Annotated in this window: 14 protein-coding genes; 7 read left to right on the top strand and 7 right to left on the bottom strand. The window is 52.8% G+C overall.

Annotated elements, in window-relative coordinates:
* Positions 1 to 2: 2 nt before the first annotated feature.
* Positions 3 to 1661 (bottom strand): L-lactate permease, encoded by a 1659-nt coding sequence (locus LEP6406_RS27455; protein WP_008308710.1) that lies wholly within the window; start codon positions 1659 to 1661, stop codon positions 3 to 5.
* 200 nt (positions 1662 to 1861) lie between these two features.
* Here LEP6406_RS27455 and LEP6406_RS0210425 point away from each other — a divergent pair, with 200 nt between their 5' ends.
* From LEP6406_RS0210425 to LEP6406_RS27445, 6 genes are all read left to right on the top strand, one after another.
* Complete coding sequence (locus tag LEP6406_RS0210425) at positions 1862 to 2440, top strand: helix-turn-helix domain-containing protein (RefSeq protein WP_027268720.1); 579 nt, start codon at positions 1862 to 1864, stop codon at positions 2438 to 2440.
* A gap of 17 nt (positions 2441 to 2457) precedes the next feature.
* Positions 2458 to 3063, top strand: a complete 606-nt coding sequence (locus LEP6406_RS0210420) for a transposase (protein WP_027269029.1) — start codon at positions 2458 to 2460, stop codon at positions 3061 to 3063.
* 293 nt (positions 3064 to 3356) lie between these two features.
* Positions 3357 to 4070, top strand: coding sequence for a hypothetical protein (locus tag LEP6406_RS30195; RefSeq protein ID WP_155834670.1), 714 nt, complete (start codon positions 3357 to 3359; stop codon positions 4068 to 4070).
* A complete protein-coding gene (locus LEP6406_RS0210410; protein WP_081748056.1) occupies positions 4057 to 5121 on the top strand; it encodes a DUF1822 family protein in 1065 nt (354 codons plus the stop codon). Before LEP6406_RS30195 ends, LEP6406_RS0210410 begins: the two co-directional genes overlap by 14 nt.
* Before the next feature lie 49 nt (positions 5122 to 5170).
* On the top strand, positions 5171 to 7612 hold the full coding sequence (locus tag LEP6406_RS0210405) for a CHASE2 domain-containing protein (RefSeq protein WP_008308670.1): 2442 nt from the start codon (positions 5171 to 5173) through the stop codon (positions 7610 to 7612).
* Between the two features lie 304 nt (positions 7613 to 7916).
* Entirely contained in the window at positions 7917 to 8486 is a 570-nt protein-coding gene (locus tag LEP6406_RS27445) for a DUF928 domain-containing protein (protein ID WP_162160861.1), read from the top strand.
* Positions 8487 to 8704: 218 nt separating this feature from the next.
* Here LEP6406_RS27445 and LEP6406_RS0210395 read toward each other — a convergent pair whose 3' ends face one another.
* The 5 genes from LEP6406_RS0210395 to LEP6406_RS30190 all read right to left on the bottom strand — a co-directional run bounded on the left by LEP6406_RS0210395 (position 8705) and on the right by LEP6406_RS30190 (position 18412).
* Complete coding sequence (locus LEP6406_RS0210395) at positions 8705 to 9424, bottom strand: transposase (RefSeq protein WP_008308666.1); 720 nt, start codon at positions 9422 to 9424, stop codon at positions 8705 to 8707.
* Between the two features lie 15 nt (positions 9425 to 9439).
* Positions 9440 to 12142 carry a CHAT domain-containing protein gene (locus LEP6406_RS27440; RefSeq protein ID WP_008308664.1) on the bottom strand — a complete coding sequence of 901 codons (2703 nt, stop codon included), beginning with the start codon at positions 12140 to 12142 and terminating at the stop codon, positions 9440 to 9442.
* A gap of 202 nt (positions 12143 to 12344) precedes the next feature.
* Positions 12345 to 14759: a two-partner secretion domain-containing protein gene (locus LEP6406_RS0210385; RefSeq protein WP_081748055.1), complete on the bottom strand. Its 2415-nt coding sequence runs from the start codon at positions 14757 to 14759 to the stop codon at positions 12345 to 12347.
* A gap of 120 nt (positions 14760 to 14879) precedes the next feature.
* A complete protein-coding gene (locus LEP6406_RS32800; protein ID WP_008310800.1) occupies positions 14880 to 17120 on the bottom strand; it encodes a hypothetical protein in 2241 nt (746 codons plus the stop codon).
* Between the two features lie 245 nt (positions 17121 to 17365).
* Entirely contained in the window at positions 17366 to 18412 is a 1047-nt protein-coding gene (locus tag LEP6406_RS30190; protein ID WP_008310799.1) for a filamentous hemagglutinin N-terminal domain-containing protein, read from the bottom strand.
* A 436-nt stretch (positions 18413 to 18848) separates the two neighbouring features.
* On the opposite strand from LEP6406_RS30190, the gene LEP6406_RS0210360 reads away from it, so the two are divergent.
* Positions 18849 to 19799 (top strand): Uma2 family endonuclease, encoded by a 951-nt coding sequence (locus tag LEP6406_RS0210360; RefSeq protein ID WP_008310797.1) that lies wholly within the window; start codon positions 18849 to 18851, stop codon positions 19797 to 19799.
* Positions 19800 to 19963: 164 nt separating this feature from the next.
* Here LEP6406_RS0210360 and LEP6406_RS27430 read toward each other — a convergent pair whose 3' ends face one another.
* Positions 19964 to 21817 (bottom strand): ShlB/FhaC/HecB family hemolysin secretion/activation protein, encoded by a 1854-nt coding sequence (locus LEP6406_RS27430; RefSeq protein WP_008310795.1) that lies wholly within the window; start codon positions 21815 to 21817, stop codon positions 19964 to 19966.
* Positions 21818 to 21843: the final 26 nt, after the last annotated feature.

Genomic DNA, 21843 nt, shown 5'->3' with positions numbered 1-21843 from the left:
GGTTAACGCACCGCCACCAGCCCTAGAATCCCCGCTAGGGTCACATAGTAAATCATTGGCGGCAGCACCTTCTGGATCAAATTCCCCTCCTGGGCATCTAGCCCCACCGTCGCAGAAGCCGCCACCACATTGTGGACACAGATCATATTGCCCGCTGCCCCGCCCACCGCCTGAAGTGCCACCACGATCGCTCCTGAAACACCAATTTGCTGCGCCACCCCAAACTGAAATAGGGAAAACATCATATTGCTGATGGTATTACTGCCCGCAACAAAGGCTCCCAGGGCTCCAATGGTAGGGGCAAACAGGGGCCAAGACTGTCCCGCTAGCAGGGCCACACCCGTCGCCAGGGTCAGGGGCATACTATCTAACCCCGCCGCATTCACATCGGAGTTGATAAATACCCGCGCCATGGGCACCGCAGACAAAAGGGCAATAGAGCTGCCCAATAGGGTTCTGCCTGCCTCCGTCGCCGCCCCCGCAAAGGCAGCAGCCTTCATCCGATGGAGGAAGTAGGTCAGCAACGCCACCACAATCAACACTGTTCCGGGTAGATACAAGGGCCGAGAACTGATGGAAACGTCAGTATTCAGCAGGTTGGCAGCACTAAACTCAGCGGCCTGCAACCACCCCCGCACCGGCAGCACCTCCAGGCGGGTCAGCACTAAGAAAATCCCCACCAGCAGATAGGGAAACCACGCTTTCACCAGGGTCATGCCCCGGCGTTCCGGCTCCACAGTTCCCTTGAGGCGGCCCATCCAGTGGTCGGGCCAGTCCGCCGCTGGGGCAAAATCCCAGCCATCACGGGGCAGCAAAAATCCCCGACGAGCAGCGGGCACCACAATGGCTAGTCCCACCAGTCCCCCCACCAGGGACGGAAACTCTGGCCCCAGTAGGGCAGCAGTGGCCATAGACGGCAGGGTAAAGGCCAGTCCCGCAAATAGGGAAAAGCGCCACAGGGCAAAGCCCTCCCGCCAGCGTTGCCGCCGTCCAAAGTGACGGGTCAGGCAAGCCACCATCAGCAGCGGAATCAGGCTACCCACAATGCCGTGGAACAGCGCTACCCGAGTACCGATGCCCATCAGGTAGCTCTCGTAGGAAATGCCCAAGTCAGCCACTTGGGCCTCCACCGCAGCGGCTCCCGTCAGCCCGGTGTTGACCCCCAGCAAAATCGGTGTTCCCACAGCGCCAAAGGAAACGGAGGTGCTTTGCACAATCAGGGCCACCATCGTAGCTGCCATGGCCGGAAACCCGATCGCCACCAGCAAGGGGCCGCACACCGCTGCGGTGGTACCAAACCCCGACGCGCCTTCAATAAACCCCCCAAACAACCAAGCAATGAGAATGGCCTGTACCCGGCGATCGTGGGAAATGCCCAGCAGTCCCCGGCGGATCGTGCTAACCGCGCCAGAGGCTCGCAGGGTGTTGAGCAACAAAATTGCCCCGAAGACAATGTAGAGAATCTCCAGGGCAATAACGGCACCTTGCAAGGTGGAAGCCAAAATTTGAGGAACGGGAACCCGCCACACCAGCAGCGCGATCGCGACGGTGACCCCATAGGCCAGGGGCATGGCTCGCTTGGCAGGGTAGCGCATCACCACCAGCAGCCCAAACACCACGAGAATAGGCGCTAAGGCCAGTAAAGAATAGAGGAAAATCATGGGTAAGTCTTTCTAACCATAGATAAATACTAAGCATAGAAAATAATGGCGATGCATATTGTTTGCCCTGCGCCTTCAGGAGGGAAAAGCCCCCAGCAGGCACAGAGCAAAGGCACGATGGAGGCTAAAGGAAGAAGCTAGTACTGGGTGGCTGAAATGACCTTACCATTGAGAGGTAGGGTAAAGAGGACTTTTCTACAATGGCTAGACTGACTGCCGCCAGGCTCACTTTGAGCGAAACGGAGCGGAGCGACTTAGAGCAATTGATTCGACGTCAGCGGACGTCACAGCAGCTCGCTTTGCGCGCCAAGATTATCCTCACAGCTGATGAGGGCAAAGGCCATGGCGAAATCGCCCGAGACTTGGGGGTCAGCAAAGAGATGAGTCGCCGCTGGCGGGGGCGTTGGCTGGAGTTGAGTCAACAACAGGTCGCTGTGGAAGAGCGCCTACAGGATGTCCCTCGTCCCGGGGCTCCGGCTACCTTTAGCCTCGAACAAATCACGCAACTCTATGCCCTAGCTTGTGCACCGCCCGAGCAGTATGGCCGCCCCATCAGTCATTGGACCCCTGGAGAACTGGCCGATGAACTGAGCAAGCAGGGAATTGTCGAGAGTATCAGTCCCCGTCATGTGGGCCGACTGTTGGCCGAGGCTGACCTCAAACCCCACCAGAGCCGTTACTGGCTCTCCCCCCCCCCGACCCTAACTTCGAGGACAAAGTCAAAGACATTTGCCAGGTCTACGAACAGGCTGCCACTCGTGCCGAACACGGCGAGCTGACCTTCAGCCTGGATGAGATGACGGGAATCCAGGCTCTGGAACGGACGATGCCTGACATCGCCATGAAGCCGGGACGCTGTACCCGCATTGAGTTTGAGTATATTCGCCATGGCACTCAAACCCTGATTGCCTCATTCAATGTCGCTACCGGACAGGTGGATCAGGCCACCGTGGGAGACACCCGCACCGAGCAAGACCTCGAGAGTCACCTCAGAGCCTTACTGGCCCAAGTTCCAGATGCCTCCAAGATTCATCTGGTCATGGATTGCCTCAACACTCATCAATCGGAATCTCTCGTCCGACTGGTGGCGGAACACGAGGAAAAACCGATTCATCTGGGCCAGAAAGGGAAGACGGGCATTCTCCTGTCTATGGCGACCCGAGCGGCGTTCTTGAGCGACCCCAGCCATCGACTGGTCGTTCACTTCACCCCCAAGCATTGCTCCTGGCTCAATCAAATTGAGCTTTGGTTCTCCATCCTGGTACGTAAGCTACTCCGACGTTCGAGTTTTACCAGTCAAGCCCAACTCAAGGCGAAGATTTTAGCGTTTGTCGATTACTTCAATCGCACCATGGCTAAGCCCTTCAAGTGGAACTACACGGGTAAGCCCTTGGTCGCATAAATGCCTTGGCCACTTCCGCCAAGCAGTACTAGTGCTGGGCGGCGTAAATACCCTAACCGTTCTATCGTAGTACACCTCGGCCCCTCACCCTAGCCCTCTCCCAAGGGGAAAGGGGACCAGAAAATGTTGGGTTGGTACGACAATAGTGGGCTGATTTACGCCCTGCAGTACTACTGTCCCGTTTTGCATAAAATCGGTGGATTTTTAGCGAGATCATCCCAGATGATAAGTTAACGCGATTCGCTCTGAGCCCTATAGGATTTCGTCAGACGAACATGGAAGCACATCCCAGATTGAATGATCAGCTACAAGCGTTAGTCCTCGCCATTCAGGGCTACTCCCCAGAAACGGCAAGACTACAACGCCGCAAGGCTCTCCGGCAATTACTCCAGTTGTTACACCAACATCGGCGGCTGTATCAGCCATCTAAGAGCCGATTGCCCGTATCTCTGCACCATGCCTACGAGGAAATTTGTGATGAAGCCCACACCCTTCTGATGGCGCTGATCTATGAAGAAATCGATCGATATGATCCGAGCCGGGGACCCGTTTTGAATTGGCTCCGGTTTCATATCAATCGTCGTTGCCTGAGTCAGGCCATGAAGACCATTGAAGACCCTATTTTCTCTCGTCATATTCGTGGCTCCGATAAAACTCAAAAGCACTATCTATACAAGCGAGAGTTTTTCCTTCGGGATGGCATCCAGGAAGACGGTCGAGAATTGATATCCACATCCGACATCTCTGAGGAGAATCCTTTGCCCTCCGAGCAAGTTCGTACTGTGTTAGAAACAGATCCCCAAGGAGAATTTAGGGCAACTTGTGTTCGCGGTAATCCCCGTGCCAATTTCCAGGTCATCGCCCTCTGGCGGTTTGAAAATTCCAAGTGGGATGCTCTAGCAACACAACTGGATGAAAAGGTCCCAACCTTAAGCTCGTTCTACCAAAGAAGCCTCAAACGATTTAGCCCTAAAATCCGGGAATATATTCTGGATGGTGCTTTGTAAATTGATTAAACCTAGCTCATACGAGAACATCATGGAATCTCTTGAATCTCTCGCCGTTTCAAAAATTGTTCTGGGCGTAAAGGCTCACCAAGAGGCAACCGTCTTCAGTGGGCAACAGCAGCAACTAGAACAGGCTCAGCAAGTATATCTCAATACATTGGCGGTATACGCCGTGGATTTACACTTGCGATCTCTAGGTATTCAAACCGATTGGCCTAGCAGTGATAGTTATCAAGCTGTGGCCCAGACGTTAATGAATGTGGCTGATCTCACACTCCCTGGTCTAGGGGCTCTGGAATGTCGTCCGGTGCTATTCGACAGCGAGATCATGTACGTTCCCCCTGAGGTCTGGGGCGATCGCATCGGTTATATTGCTGTTCAACTCAATGAGGATCTAAGCGAGGCTACCTTGCTGGGCTTCATGGAAACCGTTGATGTGGAAACAGTTCCCCTCAGAAATCTACAATCCCTAGATACTTTTCTGGAGCACTTAGAAGCGTGGGAAAATTCTGCTCAAAATGTCCCGCAATTCCAAACAGGAAAAAAACCTGTATCGGCAGGAAGACTGTCCACCCAAAGCGATTCAATTGCCCATCTGAGTCGCTGGCTCGATCGTACCGTTGAAGCTGGTTGGCAAATCATAGAAGGTTTGTTAGATGATTGGCATACAGACACTCTGGAACCAGCCATGGCTTTTCGCCAAGTTGTCCCACCATCCAATTTATCGGTGCCAGAAGTCATTCAATGTGGAAAACTGTTAACCCTAGATGATGAGCCTGATTTCAATCAAGTTCGGCTCTTGGTCGGACTACGATCCCAAACCAGTGAAGGCTATGAGATTAGAGTTAAGATCTCACCGACTCAGGATCCCTATCTAATTCCAGGGTTGAAATTACTTCTTCTTGACGATGTTAAGGAGCCGGTCTTCCAAACCCAAACTCGGTCTAAGAATGACTTCTTGCAGTTTACGTTTAATGGCAGTTCCGGCGATCGATTCAGTGTCAAGATTATCTACCAAGATGTTTCTATTGAAGAACAATTTATGATCTGAGTCAGAATCCTCTTGACTTCACCTGTAGGGCACATCACCCCATCTAGATATGGCTAAACTTGTTATTCTCGATCTCCAGCAGGATTCTCCAAATCAGGGAGTGCAAGTCTCGGTGGAGATTGGGGAGGAGGAACGTCGTCCCACCTTTAGAGATAAAGGATTTTTGCCCGCCAATCGCCCTTTGTTTAGAATACTAGACCAGTGGCGTGGGAGCTACCGTGGATTGTCTATATCGTATCGTGAGCTGACGCTTAAAACCGTTCAGCTTAGTGGCTCTATCCAATCGCGAAAGGATGACTGTCGCCAAATCGCGACGGAGCTTCAGGAACAATTTCAAACTTGGCTGCGAACAGACACCTTTAAGCCCATCGGTGATGGTCTACGAGAACAGCTTAATCCTCAAGATCAGATTCGGATTTTGCTGCGTACCGATAGTGCTCAGTTAAGACAGTTGCCTTGGCAAGAGTGGGATTTTCTGGATCGTTATCCAGGGGCTGAAGTTATCCTCAGTGCCTCAGTTTCAGAGCAAGTTTTAACGACGCGAACACAGAGCGTTAATCCACAGGGGAAAGTCAGGATTCTAGCAGTGCTCGGTGGCAGTGAAGGCATTGAGGTAGAGCGCGATCGCACGTTTCTAGAAACCTTCTCTCCTGACGCTGAGATCTGCTTCCTCCCCCAACCCACCCGCGCAGCACTCCACGATGCCCTCTGGGATCAGCCCTGGGATATCTTCTTTTTTGCCGGTCACAGTCACACCGAGGGAGAGCAAGGCGTCATTAGCCTCAATGATCAAGAGAAATTACCTCTCCAGGATCTCAAGGAAGGACTCCAAAAGGCGATTGCCAATAGTCTGGAAATTGCCATTTTCAACTCCTGTGATGGCCTGGGCTTGGCGCGGGATCTGGAGCGGCTCAATATCCCTCAGTTGATCGTCATGCGGGAGCCGGTCCCGGATCAGGTCGCCCAACAGTTTCTGAAAAATCTGCTTCCGGCCTACAGCAGTGGTCTGCCGCTGCACCTGGCGGTGCGCGACGCCCGCAAGAAGCTTCGCATCCTGGAGAATGAGTACCCCTGCGCTAGCAGTCTGCCCATTCTCTGTCAAAACCCCACGGCTCCCCCTCCCCCCACCTGGCACCAACTCCGCACCGGAGGCCGCATCGCGGGCAATGTGTTTGGTGATCAGGCTGCGAGCAATGTGTTTGATCCGGCTGTAAGTCCAGACGTAATACCAAAACCAGAGCCCCCGCCGGTACGAGCTTTTTCTTATCGCAAAGCGGTTTTTAGGGCTGCGTTGATCAGTGTTGTCCTGACTGCAATCCTGACAGGGTTACAATCCCTGGGGCTATTTCAGGCTATGGAGCTGAATGCCTATGACCATTTCATGCGGTTACGACCGGCTGAGGGGCCAGATGGGCGGTTTTTGCTGATCACCGTGAATGAGGCTGATAAGCGGTATCAGGAGTCTTTAAAAATGGATATGCAAGGATCATTGGCCGATGATGCGATCGCGGAAATTATCCGTCAAGCCGGGGACTATCCCCCCAGGGTTTTGGCTACTTCCATCTTTAGGGATCATCAGTTGAGTGAACAACTGTTGACGGCACTGGATTCCATAGACAATGTTTTCATGGTTTGTGAGATGGGTGACACGATTGCCAAAGTCACTGGCACAGCTCCGCCCTCAAATTTTCCTATTGAAAACGTAGGCTTTAGTGATGCCTTTGTTCTAGACCCAGACAACGTAATTCGACGACAGGCTCTGGGTATGAGTCCAAAGCAGATATGTCCAACTAGTCGGTCGCTAGCGCTTCAAGTCGCAACAGCCTATCTGGAACCGGAAGGATACTCATACAATAGTGGTGATCCCTTGGCAAGAATTGTCAGTATTGGTAATGTGCCCATGCCAAAACTGACTCACAATACAGGTGGTTACCAGTTGCCTCTCGACGATGCCTTGGGATATCAACTACTGGTTAATTATCGGGCTCATCCTCCCCGTAGCGTTGAGCTAACGACTGTTCTCAACGGTAGCGCTATCGCTCAGGAACCAAAATTATTTGAGGACAAGATATTAATGATAGGCTTAGCCTCTAGCTCAGAAGACTCTGAGTCTGACTCTACAGATGTCAATTGGACTCCCTATGAATTAGATAGGACTTATGGTAGTCCCGGCATTGCGCTCCATGCTCAAATGGCCAGTCAGATTATTAGTGCTGTCCTAGATGACAGGCCGTTAATACGAGGGGCATCGCCGTTAGTCAAAATACTGTGGACTTTGATCTGGGCTGTGGTGGCAACAGTGTCACTTCTCCTTGACAGAAACACCAAGCAAGGAATGACTTTATTCTTGGTTCAACTCTTGGCGTTTCAGGGGATTTACTATCTGTTGTTCTTACAAGGCATTTGGTTGCCCTATGGACTGATCATGTCGATGTACTTAATCTTAGGATTTAGTATTCCCCTGGGTTTTCACAAGCTGAGACTGAAATAAATCAAAAGGGTGCTTTACCATGCATAGCTCGTCGATACTCTTATCTGGAATTTTGCTGTTTCATGGGCCATTCAGTGTTTTAGGGGAGGTGCAATTCAGTAGCATCCCATTTCTGGATCTGTCCAGCCAAGGGGCTGTAAAGGAGCAATCATTTTCAGATGGCTTAGCGTATAGTACTCACGGTTTACAAGTAAGCCCTGTTCCCCAAGGTTTACGCATTAGTGATCCCTTAAGTGACTCTGGCAATCCCCCTCCTAGAAGCTCCGGTGGGGGGCGGGCTCCGTGTTCTAGCTTGATGGTGGCGATGGTACCTGGCACCGGTACTTTCTCTGAGGGGGAAGACTGTGTTGAGGCATCTGATGCCATCCTGGCCTATGGCAGTGACAGCCGGCCTCAGTTTTGGATCTATGTTCCCGATGGTTACGACCCTGGAATGATCCTGAAGCTTCAGGTGATGCGGAATTATCATCTAGTTGCGGAGCAGGATTTTCCTATGCCCACAGAAGCGGGGCTGATCTCCATAGAACTGGATTATGCTTTGGAGCCCGGTCTCACCTATACCTGGATTGCTGAGGTGATGGTGACTACTGGCCCGGGGCGTTCTGGTAATCCTCGATCTGGGGGCCTGGTGCAGTATCAACCTGTGGAACCTGGGGTTTTGGCGCAAATGGATGGGTTACCTCCATTGGAGAGGGCGCAGCGGTATGGGGAGGAGGGGTTCTGGTATGAGGCGCTGAATGAATTGGCGGTTTTACGCAGGTCTGAGCCTAATAATGCTGAGGTTTTGGCGGCATGGCGTGGGTTGCTGGCGAGTTATGGGTTGGAAATTTTTGCGGAGCAGCCTTTTCTGGATTGTTGCCAGGTGATGGATTGAATTAGCCGCACACAGATCACCCGCGCACCGGGCACCCACAAGGGGTACCCCTACGGGATGCGGGGTGGGATGGCCAACGGGATGTTGTGGTCATAATTGGTCACCCGCGCACCGGGCACCCACAAGGGGTGCCCCTACCGAATTTGGTTGGGTTTGGCCAATGGGATGTGGGGGTGAAAATTGCTCACCCGCGCACCGGGCACCTACAAGGGGTGCCCCTACGGGATGCGGGGGTGGAGTTGGTCGGTTTCCCAGGATTTGGGGTTGTTGTGAATGTAGGTGCGGATTCTATCTAGGTCGGCAGGGGTCCGAATGATGTGTTCGTAATAGTTGCGTTGCCAGAGCCGTTTTTGAAAAGGGATCCAGTTTTGGTCTTTAACGCCTTTGGTGTACTGGTGGGTGGTTAGGGATTTGAACACGCCCACCACCGTCCCTAATGGCACCCTCGTTTGTGGCCGATCGGTACCCAAACCCGTAGGGACAGGTCTTGTGCCTGCCCTGGTGACAACCGTAGGGGCAGGTCTTGTGCCTGCCCTGGTATCAACGGAGTCCAGATCGGGTCTGGATGATGGCGGATCCATGGGGGCAGGTTCTGTGTTTGTTCCGACAACACCCAGATCCGTAGGGGCAGGTCTTGTGCCTGCCCTGGTCGCAGCGGAGTCCAACCCCTCTGTTAACACCAGAATGCCGTGCATGTGGTTGGGCATAACCACAAACGCATCCAGATCAACATGGTCAAATCGTTGGGGCAGCGATCGCCAGATTTCCTCCACCATAAAACCCGCAGGATTCAACTGCATGTGCCCCTGGCCTATTTTCCCCAGCAAACAGGAGCGGCTCTGGATACAGAGCGTGATGAAGTAGGCTCCAGCAGTGCTGTAGTCGTGATGCCGCAATCGCAGCGATCGCCGTCTATGTCGATCGGGGTCGTAAACCATGGTGCGGTTGGGACGCTATAGCCAGTTCCCCAGGCTGATGAACGCTGCCCAAAAATAGGGTGGCCGTCCTGCTTCCAATAGGGTGACCTGAGCCCGACGCAGGGCTTCTGACTTGGTCACCTTTTCTGTTGCCAGGATGTGATAAAAGGTGGCCATCAAGTTACTAGTGGCTCGGTCATCAACTATCCACTGAGAGGCGATTGTTCCTCTGGCCCCCGCTTGCAGGGCTAAACCCGCTAATCCAAGGGCGGCCTGCCCACCACCTTGCATCGTTTGACAGGCACTGAGAATCATTAGCTCAATTGGGTCAGGACTGTTCTGATCCCGAGGTCGGAGAATATCTCCCAATTCCCTGATATTGACTGGTTTATCCCAGGCGAGGATAAAGGTCTTTTCCAGATCGGCATAAAATTGTCCGTGGGTGGCAATATGCAGGATGGGACTATTATCAGTGACGACCACATCTCTCAATGTGTCGCTGGTAAAGGCTTGATTCAAAAAGACTTTGGCCAAAGGTATCGTTGATTGAATACTTTCAACTTCGGTAATGACATGTCGAAGAGCCGGGAAGTCACGGTGTGTAGGTAGGTCGCCGCGTTGCTCTGAGAGACCCATGACCACTGAACTGATGTCCTTTTCTTGCATGGGTTGGGGACTGAGCAGTTGCAACCCAGGGGATAGGGCGATCGCATAGGGTTTTTGAATCAGGAATTGCTCTCCATCAAAGAGGGCCGCTACAGGAATATCCCGCAAGACTCCATCCAAAACAAACACCAGTGTAGTCACCCCTTGTTCTTCTAGAGCAGCTTCAAAGGGCTCCACGAACCAGCTATAGGCGGCTTTAGTCAATTGCAGGGTGTCGTCAGAGAAGGCAGGCCCCTCTACAGCCCCTCTGAGTTGTTTAATCTGCGTTTCAAACCAGGCGGGAGATTGGTAGGTCTGGTGGCTGAGGAGTTGATCTTGATGGGGTAGTTTGAGAATCACCTCTAGGCGATCTCCTAGGACAATGGAGTACAGGAAAGCGGCGGAGTCAAATTGATCAATCACTCGATCCACGGCCTCTAGGCTGGCGATGCTACAGGATTGACGCAGATAGTTTTCCACCTCCAGGGTTTGCAGAGAGTCGATCACCTGACGGGCGTTCCTCAAAGAGGGTTGGGTGGGCTGGTCGGCCTTGAGGAGGAGGTCGGCGAGTTCGCGGTAGACGGGTTCGATGTCGTCGCGGAAGGAGAACTGGACATCGGGGTTGAGGATGACCAGGTCGCGACGGAGGGATTGGATGGTTTCGACGGCGGCGGTGTAGGCCGCGATCGCACTTTCCCGTTCCCCTTGTTTTTCCTGAATTTTGCCCAGTTGCCAGAGCCAGCGGTAGGTGAGTTCAGGGCGGTGAATGGCTTGGGCGGTGGTGAGGGCAACATCGGTGGCGCGGAAGGCATCCGCTAGGTGTTGGGGGGTGGGGGCTGCGGTTTCGTAGAGGCGACCCAGGATGCCAGTGGCTTCGCTGTAGAGGCGGCGATCGTTCTGTTCCTGGGCGGCGGCGACGGCAGTCCTGATCAGTTGGACTAGGTCGGCGCGGCTGGGCGGCAGACTGGGATGGGTCTGGAGCAGGGGAATCAGGTGGTGGGCAAAGTGGATGCGGGCGGCGATGCTGGGGCGATCTTGGCTCGGCAGGGCTTGGATCTGGGGATAAATCTGGCGCACCAGGGTAGTTAGGTCCTCCGGTTCGGGGGCTATATCTGTAGCCCGATGCAGGTGTTTAGCCATAAAACTGAGGGAGTTAAGTTGGGCTTGTAGTCCCTGGAGCGGTGTGGAAGCCATGGCAACGGCCTGGTCATAGGCGGCGATCGCCCGGTTCCGATTCTCTAGCGCTCTGGGCTTATCCTGGATGGCCAGGTTGCGCTCGGCGATGCTTCGATAGACATTTCCCAGTTCTAGATGGAGGGCACTGAGGCGATCGGGGGCTTGCTGCTGGGCCAGTACCTGAGCCGCTTGTAAAACCCCTAGGGCTGATAGGGTGTCTGGGGAACTGTCGAGGGTGCCAATCAAGCGCAAGGTGCGCCCTAAATCAATGGCTAAGTCTACCCGCAGGGCTGGGGTCAGGCGATCGGGCTCGGTCTGGATGGCTTGGTACAGACCGGTGAGCCGGGATTGGGCATCGAGATGACGACCCAGATATTGCAGGGCACGGGCCTGATAGAGCTGGTTTCTGACCCAATCTTCTAGGGCGCTGGGCTGGTTAAGGTGCTGGCGGTACTGTTGCTCTGCCTGTTGCCATAGCCCCAGGGCTGTCTCGGTCTGACCCTGGCGTTCCCACCATTGGCCATAGACATCTAGGCTGCGGCCTAGGGCTAAGGATGTCCGCTGGGGGGTACGGTTGCTGCGGGTCTCCTCCCAGCCCAGACTCTCTAGGCTCTGGAGGATGGCCTGTTGAGCTGCATCCCAATTCTGAAGGTTTTGATGGGCCAGGGAGAGGTTATTGAGCAGGGAGGCCCGCTGGGGAATCTCCTGGGTTTCGGCCAGTAGGGTTTCCCAATGTGCGATCGCGCCTTCATAGTCCCCCTGCTCATAGGCATCTTCCCCTGCTTGGTAGAGGGGTGGGGGGGCGGTTTGGGCCGGGGCGGGGATAAAGCTGCCCCCACTGCTCCACAGCAGGGTGAGCAGCAGGCCCAAAATCAGCCATAGGCAAAGACGCAGGGAGCGGCGCAAGGGTAGGGTCATGGTAGATGCGGTAGATGCAGTGAGCGATCAGGGATTTCCATATCCGTAGGGGCAATCCCTTGCCTGTCCTGAGCGGCGGAGTCGTTAGCAGAGCCTGCCCGGAGGGCATAGGATGCTTGCCCGCTGGGCGGGTGACCGATATGGGGGTAGCGAGCTGGGGATGTGATTTAATCGCACGTCCCTAAGGGCAGGGTTAATCTATCTATCCGGGACGATGACAGGCTGCGGCGGTGTGGATAGGGCGTTGGCTGCTATCCACACCTAACGGTGCTTCGGAATTCTCGGCAGGGATATCAGCATCGGGCCAGGGGCTGAGGGGAACTCGCACCCCATCTGGACTCAACGCCCCCTCTACCCCAGGGGCAACACCCCCCTGTCCGGTAATGATGAAGGTGCTCTGGCGGCGGCGACGCTCTGGGGACTGGGCCACCCCTGCGGCACAGCGATCGGCAATCTCCTCCCCTAGGAAGTCCTCTGGCAGACTTTCGTCTTCAGGACGTTCAGAAAATTCCACATCAACGCTGCCGTCTAGCCCCTGTTCTGAGGTAGCCGTAAAGTCATTTTCTGGGGTGCGAACACCTTGAAAGTCATTAAAGAAGAGAATCACCCCCCGCACATCGCCATAAATACGACCTCCTTGCCCCGATATGGCACTGGCGACCACATCATTGTTCTCACTTAAAACGGGAGCCAAAATCGACCCGCCTACAAAGAAGCCAATGTTGCCCCCATCCCCAGTGCCCAGTGCTTCCGTGGTGATTTCACTGTTGAAGCGCATGATGATATTGCCGGGGACTCTGAATTCAAGATTGCCCCCCAGCCCTGAATTTGTGAAGGCTTGAATACGGCCTTGTTGAATTAAATTGATGCTGCCTGCTCGAACATCCAAATTTCCAGCCACCCCTGCCCCTGCGGTGCTCACTGTGATGGCCGCATTGTTAGTCAATCGCAGCTCTCCGGCAGTCCGCAGTTGAATTCCCCCCGCTGACCCGGCTCCTGTTGCTTCTGACGTAATCCGGCTACCGGTATCAATGCGAACGGTTCCCCCCGCCCCAATATCAATCGTGCCCCCCTGACCATCTACAGCCTCAGTGGTAATGCGACTGTTATTCAACAGGCTCAATGTACCCACATTCTCCAGCCGAATACTGCCCCCCTGGCTATTGGTGGTTTCTTCCGCAGTAATCCGGCCCTGATTGTCCAGCCTAACTGTGGTGGCCTCCAGGACAATATTGCCTGCAATCCCCGCCGCAACAGTCTTGCTATTTATCTGGCTCACGCTGTCAACCATAATCGCAGAAGGGGCACCAGTTTGCAGCGGACGCACAGTAATATTTCCTCCTGCTGCCGGACTAGCAGTAGCGGCTGAAATTCTGGATCCAAATTGCAAACTTAAGTTCTGCGAGAACAAATTGATGTTCCCTGCCTCTCGGGTAGAACTCGGAAGAGATTCCGAGCGAATTTGACTGTCAGACAAATCAATATTTTGAGCATATATATTGACATCTCCGGCTCGACCATTACCAGATGTTGTGCTACGAATAGATGTGCCGGGATCTAGCAGCAAGCTGCCAGTTCTAATTTCGATGAATCCTACGTCTTGAGCAAGTCCCAAATTCTCCAAAAATAACTCTGTTCCACTGTCACGTAACTGAACAGATTCAGAGGTTTCAATCACGAGACTGCCAGATGCTTGAGCGGGTGTGGGACTCAAATCAAAGTAAGCCTGCTCTTCTATAATCAAGTTTCTAGCTTGAACTTGTATATTGCCACCGCTAGAAACAATCGCGCCACCTTGAGAAAGACGAATATCTTGAAAACTTGATGTATCACTATAATCAAAAATCCAACCTGTAGGAACCGCAGTTAAATTGACAATACTTTGAGGAGCAACACTACCTAGAGCAATTTGGCCATGGGTTGCACTAATATCACCAGACCTTATCTCAAGATCACCACCAATTAGAGCAAGCGTGCGATCAAAATCAACAGCCAACCTGGGAAAAATATTAAACCCAACTTGTACTCCATTAACCTGGATGCTTTCAGCCCTATTCCCAAATTGGAGGGAAACAGGAAGATTAATCGTCAGAAGTGGAACATCTGGAGATGCACTAGAGAAGACTTCTCCGTTATCAAATATCACACTTTCCGCAGTACTAGCAATGAAAGAACCTCCCAAATCTAAAGCTGCATTAGGTCCAAACACAATTCCATTGGGATTAATTAAGAATAAATCAGCACTACCAGTAAAGCCATTGCTAGATACTCCTAAAACCCCATTAATGTTGGAAGCATTACCACCCGTAACACGGGCAATAATATGACTGATAGTATTATCATGATCAAAATAAACACGCTGACCAGCACCAACATTAAACTCTGTAAAACTGTGCAGAAGATTGGCTCCTCGAATTGCACCACCCTCAATCACGATGGCGGGTTGAGCATTAATAAGTCCATTGATGGGACTTGATAACTCTGGCCCTACTAGAGTAGCGTCAGGAAGAATTTGGGCAGTTGCCTCAGACACCCCGACGCCCAATCCTAGTAAACAACTGCAAACAAAGGAAACAGATACCAGTCTAGAACCTGGCGCATTAATTGGAATAAACATTGTCACGCACCACTTGTAGATGTCCCTAACACAAAAAATATTTAAACAGGATGGCGATTATGCTAAGCTGAATCTCTCCTCACAAGGATAAATCTCAGTTTTTCAATCCTCGCCATAATTCTAGTCTTGACTCAAATACTTTTTCTTGCCAATCAGTCCCAGACCTAGCAGAGAGGCAAAGAGCCCTAGCCCTAGTGATGGTTCAGGAATATTGACTGGATCTACAACTACGTAGCCATCACAGCCAGGGTAAATCAGCTTTGCTCCATTCTCGCTACCCACAACTACTTTTGAGTTCCTGTTCTTACCAAAAATCCACAGACTATATCCCCCCTGATTTTCAATTCTGTTTGGCACATGAAACTGAAACACACTTTCAACAGGATCGGGCTCAGGGCAATTAGGGCCATAGATTGGAATTCCCTTTGTAGAGTCCGTAACGTAATCCGTTTTGTTTAAGGATGCTCCAGCAATATTCTGAAACAGTGAATTCCTAGGAAGGCTATCAAATAGTTGAAACTCAAGCTGAAGTTCAGGATTATTCTGCAAATCAGAGAGATCCAGAGTGCTGGACAAATAACCAAGTGTATTTTTGTTCGGATCCACGAGGACAAATCCACTAACCGACTCCAGAATCCCCTGAATCCATTGAGCAGAAGGAATGATTTCACCACTGGCATAACCGAACAGCAACCAAGGTGTAATCACGGAAACCGTCGTAGGATTTACTGAGAAAACATTGCCATCTGGATCAATGACCTGGCGAATTTCAAGGCTTTCCGCATTATAGTTACCTTGTTTAATCAGATTCTCAATTGAGGTATCGCCAACTTCAAATTTGTTGGGAATGAATCCTCGATAGCGACCATAACCAGCACCAACCTCTTCGGCAGCTCGCTCAAGCAATCCCGCAGCAGTGTATTTTTCACCCTCATAGCCCTTCTCCTCAGCAGGTGTAATGAAACACTGATTGAGTATATCCAGCAGCTCCGCAAAAGTATTTACTCTGGGACAAGGAGCATTATCAAGATATGGTTCTCCTAAAAGTTGTTTAATGTAATCATTCATTGCATCTGCATCTTGGCCTGATATAGCTGCATATTTAGCCTCCATGACCGGTGAGTTTGCTATTGTAGGAGAGCGATGCACAAATGAACCAGGAGAGTGATCCGCAATAACAACATCCCCTCGATTAGGAACTTCCACATCGGTACCTCTTTCTGGATCCCAGTAAAGTTTCTCTGTATAAGCCCTATATGCCTCCTGAATAACATCTTCCAATCGGATTCCAATGTGCTGCACACCATATCCTAAAGGTGTTGTAGGTACTGGTAAGGCAAGAACGTTATTAACAATAGAACCTGATATCCACTCACTTGCAGTTCCGGCAATTCGATACCAAGCATTAGTTGCAGGAATATTTAATCCAGTATATTGGATATTAATTCCACACCTTGTCCAAGAATCAAATGCCAAAGGAGTACCATTGGGAATCGCACTTGCACCTGCCTTTATTTGTTGGCCGCGACCTATATAATTGCCTTGTTCATCAATGCCAATAATGCCGGGTAGAGAACGAGTATTAGCACCAATCAACGAGGCTGCAATTCCATTAAACTGATAAGGCATAATCACATTCTCACAATCTAATATAATTGGAATTTGTAATACCCCTTCTTTACTGTCAATATAAGATAAACCACCTACCGACATGCTTTCAATTCGATTCCAATTCCCAAAGGTGATGTCCACCTCACTGTTGAGGGAAGAAACAATAATGTCTATGGAGTCACCTGCTTGAACATAAAGGGATTGCTGAGTGCCAGTTTCTCCAGTTCCATTCATGCCATTAATGGATATGATCTCTTGGGAGCCCTGCTCTTGGCTATTCCAGACAATCTGCTGTCGGATGTCAGCAAAGGCATCAGCAGTCAAAATGTTAGATAAAATAATTTCACCAGTAATGTTACTGACCCATCGTCGTACTAAAGATGTAGGTGAGTCGGCTTTAAGAGTTCCGCCTGTCGCGGTCAGAATACTCCCGTCAGGTGCGTTCCACTGACCACCCAAGGCTGGAACTATTTCTATAGGTTCCTCTTGACCTCCAAATAGATAAAACCACCGCTTATAGTTCTGAGTGTTAGAAAAATCTGTTACAGAGTCTGTAACCAGACTCGCTCCGTCCGTTGGATTAAGTAAGTCATCAATGGAGGCAGAACTCCCCGTACTACTACTGCCAGTATTGTGCGTACTGCCAGTAGTATTCTGAGCGCTTACAATTTCTGTAGTAAATACTACGGTCAGAGATGAAATAGCAGTCGCAGTTACTAACGTCAGAGCCAGCCCACGAATAATAGTCATCAGTATTTACCTCGGAGATGCACGGTATCTTTAATAAATCTATGCCTATCTCTGAGAATAGCAAGGGATTCTACGCAGCTTCTTGGTAACTTCATAGGAATTTTATACAGATGAAATTTGCGTAAAGGAAGGTTGATGACATCAGAGGAGGTTGATGTGGATGTTGCTGGAGAAACAAGGAGGCTGTTGTCGGCGGCGATCGCACCATAGCGATCGCATCGAGTAGAGCCAACTTCACCGGCACCCTAGCAACCTTGAGGAAGGTGGGTGGCAGGGCCGCGAGTGGTTCCAATATCGGAAACCATGGTGGGCTCCGGGGCGTGCTCACCCGGCCAAGGGGTTGGCGGCACCTGGATATCATTCAAGCTGAGGGTCGCATCGATTCCGGGCGCGAGTCCCCCTGGCCCGGTAATTGTGAAGCTAGGCTGTGCTGGTGATGTCCTACAACGTCCAGTGATTATCTCTTGAAGAAATCTCTGGGGCAGATCTCCCAATATGAGATCATCTTGATCAGAGCGTTGGTCTCCAAATCTAACTCCTTCTTGTTCAAGCAACATAGCAATTGCTTCAACGCCAGCTATAGGGTTAACACCTATCCTTTCATCTCCACCCTGCGGGATAACTAAAACGAATGACGGATTCTTGATAGCCGCTAGTACGATGAACGCCCGTAGATCAAAGCTAGGATCACCTTGATTGAACAAATTGAGCCAGAGGTTATGGTTCCCTTGGTGGTAGGTAAGGCTGACGGGAAGGTAGATAGCTAGTAAAGTTGGAGCCTCGGAGTCGGTGGGGCTGAATTCAAGACCACTGCCCCAGTCCAGACTATTGGCAGTACTCCCCAGAAAGGAACCTTGGATATCCAGGTGGGCATTGGGACCAAAGACAACACCGTTGGGGTTGAAAAGAAACAAATCGGCACTGCCGATGACTCCCAGGGTGCCGTTGATAAAGGAAGCATTGTTGCCAGTGACGCGACCGATGATGCGGCTGACGGTATCGGGGTGGGCAAAGTAGACCCGCTGGGAGTCGCCGACATTGAACTCAGTAAAGCTGTGGAAGAGGTTGTCGCCGCGAATTGCGCCTCCCTGGATCAGGTCAGCGGGTAGGCCATTGACAGTGCCAGTGTTGAGGGTGGATTGCTCTGGCCCTAAGGTGCCATCCGGGATAATTTGGGCGGTGGCAGCTATTGGGTTGATTAATCCCCCCAGCAACAAGCCACAGGTCAGAGCAAGAGGGCTAATCCATAGGTGGTTATTGTTGCTGTAACGATGGGTCAGTGGGTAGAGCATCGTTTGAGTCCAATTGGGGGTTGCCAGTCTATGCTGAGGACTTACAGGAACCGGTTCCCTGGGGGCAGCGGCCTGATACTTAGCCCTTTGTTAGTGAGATCTACCAGTAGAATTACTGGGGATAGACCTTGTTCTACTACTAAACTCATTTAAGCTTCCGTATTTTTATGCAAGTTAACTTTGTTTTGAAGAAAATTCATGCAAATAAAGTGTTCGTGAAGTAAGGTGGGCACTGTCCAGCAGCCTTAGTTGAGTGGCAAGCAAAGATTGAGTGACAAGCAAATAGCGTGGGTGATGGTGGCACCAAAATGGAGGCAGAGCCCCCGGCGAGGGTACCCAGGCAGAGCCAGGGCACCAGGAAGGGCACGGGTTCCTCGCAGCAGTGGGATCAACCCCCATCTGCATCACCCTCGGTAAAATGGGGACACCGTTGCCGATGCCTGCTCCCCCAACCATGACCTCCGCCACTGGTCACGCCATCCCCCAAAGCAGCCCCCCGCGCCCGCCGCGCGAGACCCTGCCCACCATGTATGATCTGCCCAGTGAGTGGCCAGAGGAACCTGGGTTGCCAGACGAATTTCATGACTTACAACCCCAACTGCTAAGCCGCACCCTGGCCCTGGCGGACTATAGCCGCGACAACTGGTATGCCGCCTCCGACCTCAACCTTTACTACAACGTTCATCACCCCCTCTGGCACAAGCGCCCCGACTGGTTTCTGGCGGTGGGTGTCCCCAGGCTGTACGAACGGCGGGAACTGCGCCACAGCTACGTCACCTGGCAGGAAGGGCAAAATCCCCATGTGGTGGTGGAATTCCTCTCCCCCGGCACTGAAAAAGAAGACTTGGGGCGGTTCTATCGCAGCAATGAGGCGCTCCCCTCTGACGAACCACCCAATCCAGCGCCCGCCGAGCAGCCCCCCGGTAAATTTACCGTCTATGAGCAGCAGTTACGGGTGCCCCACTACATCACCTACGATCGCAGAACCCAACACCTGCGCTACTTCCAACTGCTCGCAGGGCAGTACCAAGAACATCCCCTAGCCGAGGATGCCCCTCAGATTTGGCTCCCGGACTTAAAGGTGGGGTTGGGTATCTGGTCTGGCACCTTTGAAGGCATTCCCAGCCATTGGCTGCGCTGGTGCGATCTCGAGGGCAATTGGCTCTGGACTGACACAGAACGGGCAGAGCAGGCCCAGGCCCAAGAACGGCAGGCTAAGGAACAGGAACGGCAGGCCAAAGAACAGGAACGGCAAGCCAAGGAAGCCGCGCAGACCCAGGTCTTACAAACCGCGCAGGCTCTCATGGCCCAGGGAATGACGCTGGCGGCGGTGACGGCCCTGATGCAGTTGTCCCCTGAGCAAGTGGCCCAGATTTCAGTGGATTAATCCGAGTATGGGTTTGCCCTGATGTCTGTTGTGGGTAGGGCTGAATTCCTTGCAGGATCTGGGCCAAGGTTAGCCCTAGCTCCGGAAAGGTGGGAGACACAATGGTGGTGATTTGGGGAGCAGCCTGCACCATAGGAGACCAGGGGTACCGTAATGCCTCAAATCTAATTGACAAAGGGGTTGATGTTGATGGAGAGGCGGAGGGTGCTGTCGCGGAGGTTGGAGGTGCCGAACTGGGTTTGGGTGAGGGGGAGGCCCCAGTCCAGGTTGGCGTTGACGCCGGTAGATTGCCAGCGGAGGCCCAGACCTACCGAGGCCGGGGTGCTGAGGGTAGGGCGGGCAGAGCTTTGGTTCCAGGCGTAGCCAATGTCGAAGAAAGGAGCAAGATGCAAGATGCCGTTGCCCAGTTCCGGTACCCGCAGCAGCGGGATTTGGGTTTCGGCGGAGAAAAAGAGGCCGTTGTCGGCGGTGATGGCATCACGGCGATAGCCTCGGACGGTGCCCACACCGCCGAGGGCGAATTGCTCCAGAGGCACTAGGGGCCGATCGCCCCATTGCACCGACCCCCGCAGGATCAGCAGGGTATCGGGGGCTAGGAGCTGGATGTATTGTCCCTGGCCCTGCCAACTAAAAAAGCGACCATCGGGGGCTTGGGGATCCGGGTTAATCGTGGCATCAAAGGCATCTAGCCCTAGGTTGAACTGCGATCGCAGTGCCAAAACCCGCCCCGTGCCCCGCCAAGTGCCCTCCTGAAAGAGGCGCACCACCGATAGCCGAGTGCGGCCCTGCTCATCACTGCCCAAAGACGGCAATGGCACCCCCCGCCCCAACACCCCTTCTAAAAAGCTACTCTCCGTTTCCCAGCGAGAAAGGGTCAGCCCCAGGGCTACCTCCTGCCGAGGGGTTTGGACCAGGGGATGGCGCAGCGTCAGATCGTAGTAGCGCGCCGTCGAGCGAATATCCAGGAAATCAAAGGGGGGCTGAATAATGCGGCTGTCACTGGTGGCATAGCTGAAGCTGAGGGTGGTGTTGCGGGGGCTGAGGGGCAGGGTATAGCCCAGGGAGAAGCTGGTGCTGCCATCGGTGCCGTTATAGCCCAGGCGCAGACTGTCGCCCAAGCCCAGGAGATTGCCCTCCTGGACTTGGATGCCCCGCTGGGTCGGGCCAACACTGGGGGAGCGATTGTTATTGAGACTGAAGTTGCTACTGAGGGACGGGGCCTCCGTCACATCAATTCTGAGGGTAGCGGTTTCCCCTGGTAGCCCTTCCACAAGCTGGGCATCAAAATTCTCAATCAGTGGATCGCTCTGGAGCAGCCGCAGGGCATTTTCTACTTCCGTGAGATTCAGCGGCACACCCGTACCTAGGGCTAGGCGGGAAGCCACATATCCCGATTGCAACCGCCGGAGTCCCGTGACTTCAATATCCGCGATCTCCCATTCCACAACCTCCAAGACCGCAACCCCCTCCCCATCTACACCAATAAAGTTCAGGACTGAGAGCAGCCTGCCCTCTTCGCGATAGAACCTGTAGGTGGCCTGTAAAATTAGCTCTAGCTCAGGACTAGAAGCAGGGCGATCGCGGGGCAAGGTGACCCGATCTCGAATCGCCGTTGTCAGAGCCTCATCGTCAAAGGATTGGCTACCCTGAAGACGAAAATTGGTAAATCGAATAGACGACACCCCAGGCGGCGGTGGTGGGGCAGTCTGGTCAGGAGAATCAGGAGCGTCAGGCAGGGAGGGGAATAGATCCTCTAGGGAGGGTAACTCTTCCGAGTCTTCCGGCAGAACGGGTAACCGATCAAAGTCCGGCGATCGCGGTGGCGTTACCTCCTGGGACGGTAGATCGGGCGGGGGTGGAATGACTTGGGCCAGGAGAGGCTGGGGAACCGCGATCGCCATCAGGAGGCCACCTGCGATCGCAATTCCCATCCCCCTCGGTGGCCAGTGGCGTGCATCGATAGAGCCATCGCTGGAATCAAGGGATCCAACAACAATGCTTCCATTGACCTGTGCCATATCAAATATTTTCCCTTAACCCTGAT

It is taken from the genome of Leptolyngbya sp. PCC 6406 (genome assembly GCF_000332095.2).
In the GTDB taxonomy this organism is placed as follows: domain Bacteria; phylum Cyanobacteriota; class Cyanobacteriia; order Phormidesmidales; family Phormidesmidaceae; genus PCC-6406.
This window is presented reverse-complemented; position numbering and strand designations above follow the sequence as displayed.

Excerpts from the sequence above, each read along its gene's own strand:
- LEP6406_RS27430 (WP_008310795.1), bottom strand. The coding sequence starts at position 21,817 with ATGGCACAGGTCAATGGAAGCATTGTTGTTGGATCCCTTGATTCCAGC.
- LEP6406_RS30190 (WP_008310799.1), bottom strand. The coding sequence starts at position 18,412 with ATGCTCTACCCACTGACCCATCGTTACAGCAACAATAACCACCTATGG.
- LEP6406_RS0210420 (WP_027269029.1), top strand. The coding sequence starts at position 2,458 with ATGACGGGAATCCAGGCTCTGGAACGGACGATGCCTGACATCGCCATG.
- LEP6406_RS0210425 (WP_027268720.1), top strand. The coding sequence starts at position 1,862 with ATGGCTAGACTGACTGCCGCCAGGCTCACTTTGAGCGAAACGGAGCGG.
- LEP6406_RS27455 (WP_008308710.1), bottom strand. The coding sequence starts at position 1,661 with ATGATTTTCCTCTATTCTTTACTGGCCTTAGCGCCTATTCTCGTGGTG.
- LEP6406_RS27440 (WP_008308664.1), bottom strand. The coding sequence starts at position 12,142 with ATGACCCTACCCTTGCGCCGCTCCCTGCGTCTTTGCCTATGGCTGATT.
- LEP6406_RS0210395 (WP_008308666.1), bottom strand. The coding sequence starts at position 9,424 with ATGGTTTACGACCCCGATCGACATAGACGGCGATCGCTGCGATTGCGG.
- LEP6406_RS32800 (WP_008310800.1), bottom strand. The coding sequence starts at position 17,120 with ATGACTATTATTCGTGGGCTGGCTCTGACGTTAGTAACTGCGACTGCT.
- LEP6406_RS27445 (WP_162160861.1), top strand. The coding sequence starts at position 7,917 with ATGGTACCTGGCACCGGTACTTTCTCTGAGGGGGAAGACTGTGTTGAG.
- LEP6406_RS0210385 (WP_081748055.1), bottom strand. The coding sequence starts at position 14,759 with ATGTTTATTCCAATTAATGCGCCAGGTTCTAGACTGGTATCTGTTTCC.
- LEP6406_RS0210405 (WP_008308670.1), top strand. The coding sequence starts at position 5,171 with ATGGCTAAACTTGTTATTCTCGATCTCCAGCAGGATTCTCCAAATCAG.
- LEP6406_RS0210360 (WP_008310797.1), top strand. The coding sequence starts at position 18,849 with ATGCCTGCTCCCCCAACCATGACCTCCGCCACTGGTCACGCCATCCCC.
- LEP6406_RS0210410 (WP_081748056.1), top strand. The coding sequence starts at position 4,057 with ATGGTGCTTTGTAAATTGATTAAACCTAGCTCATACGAGAACATCATG.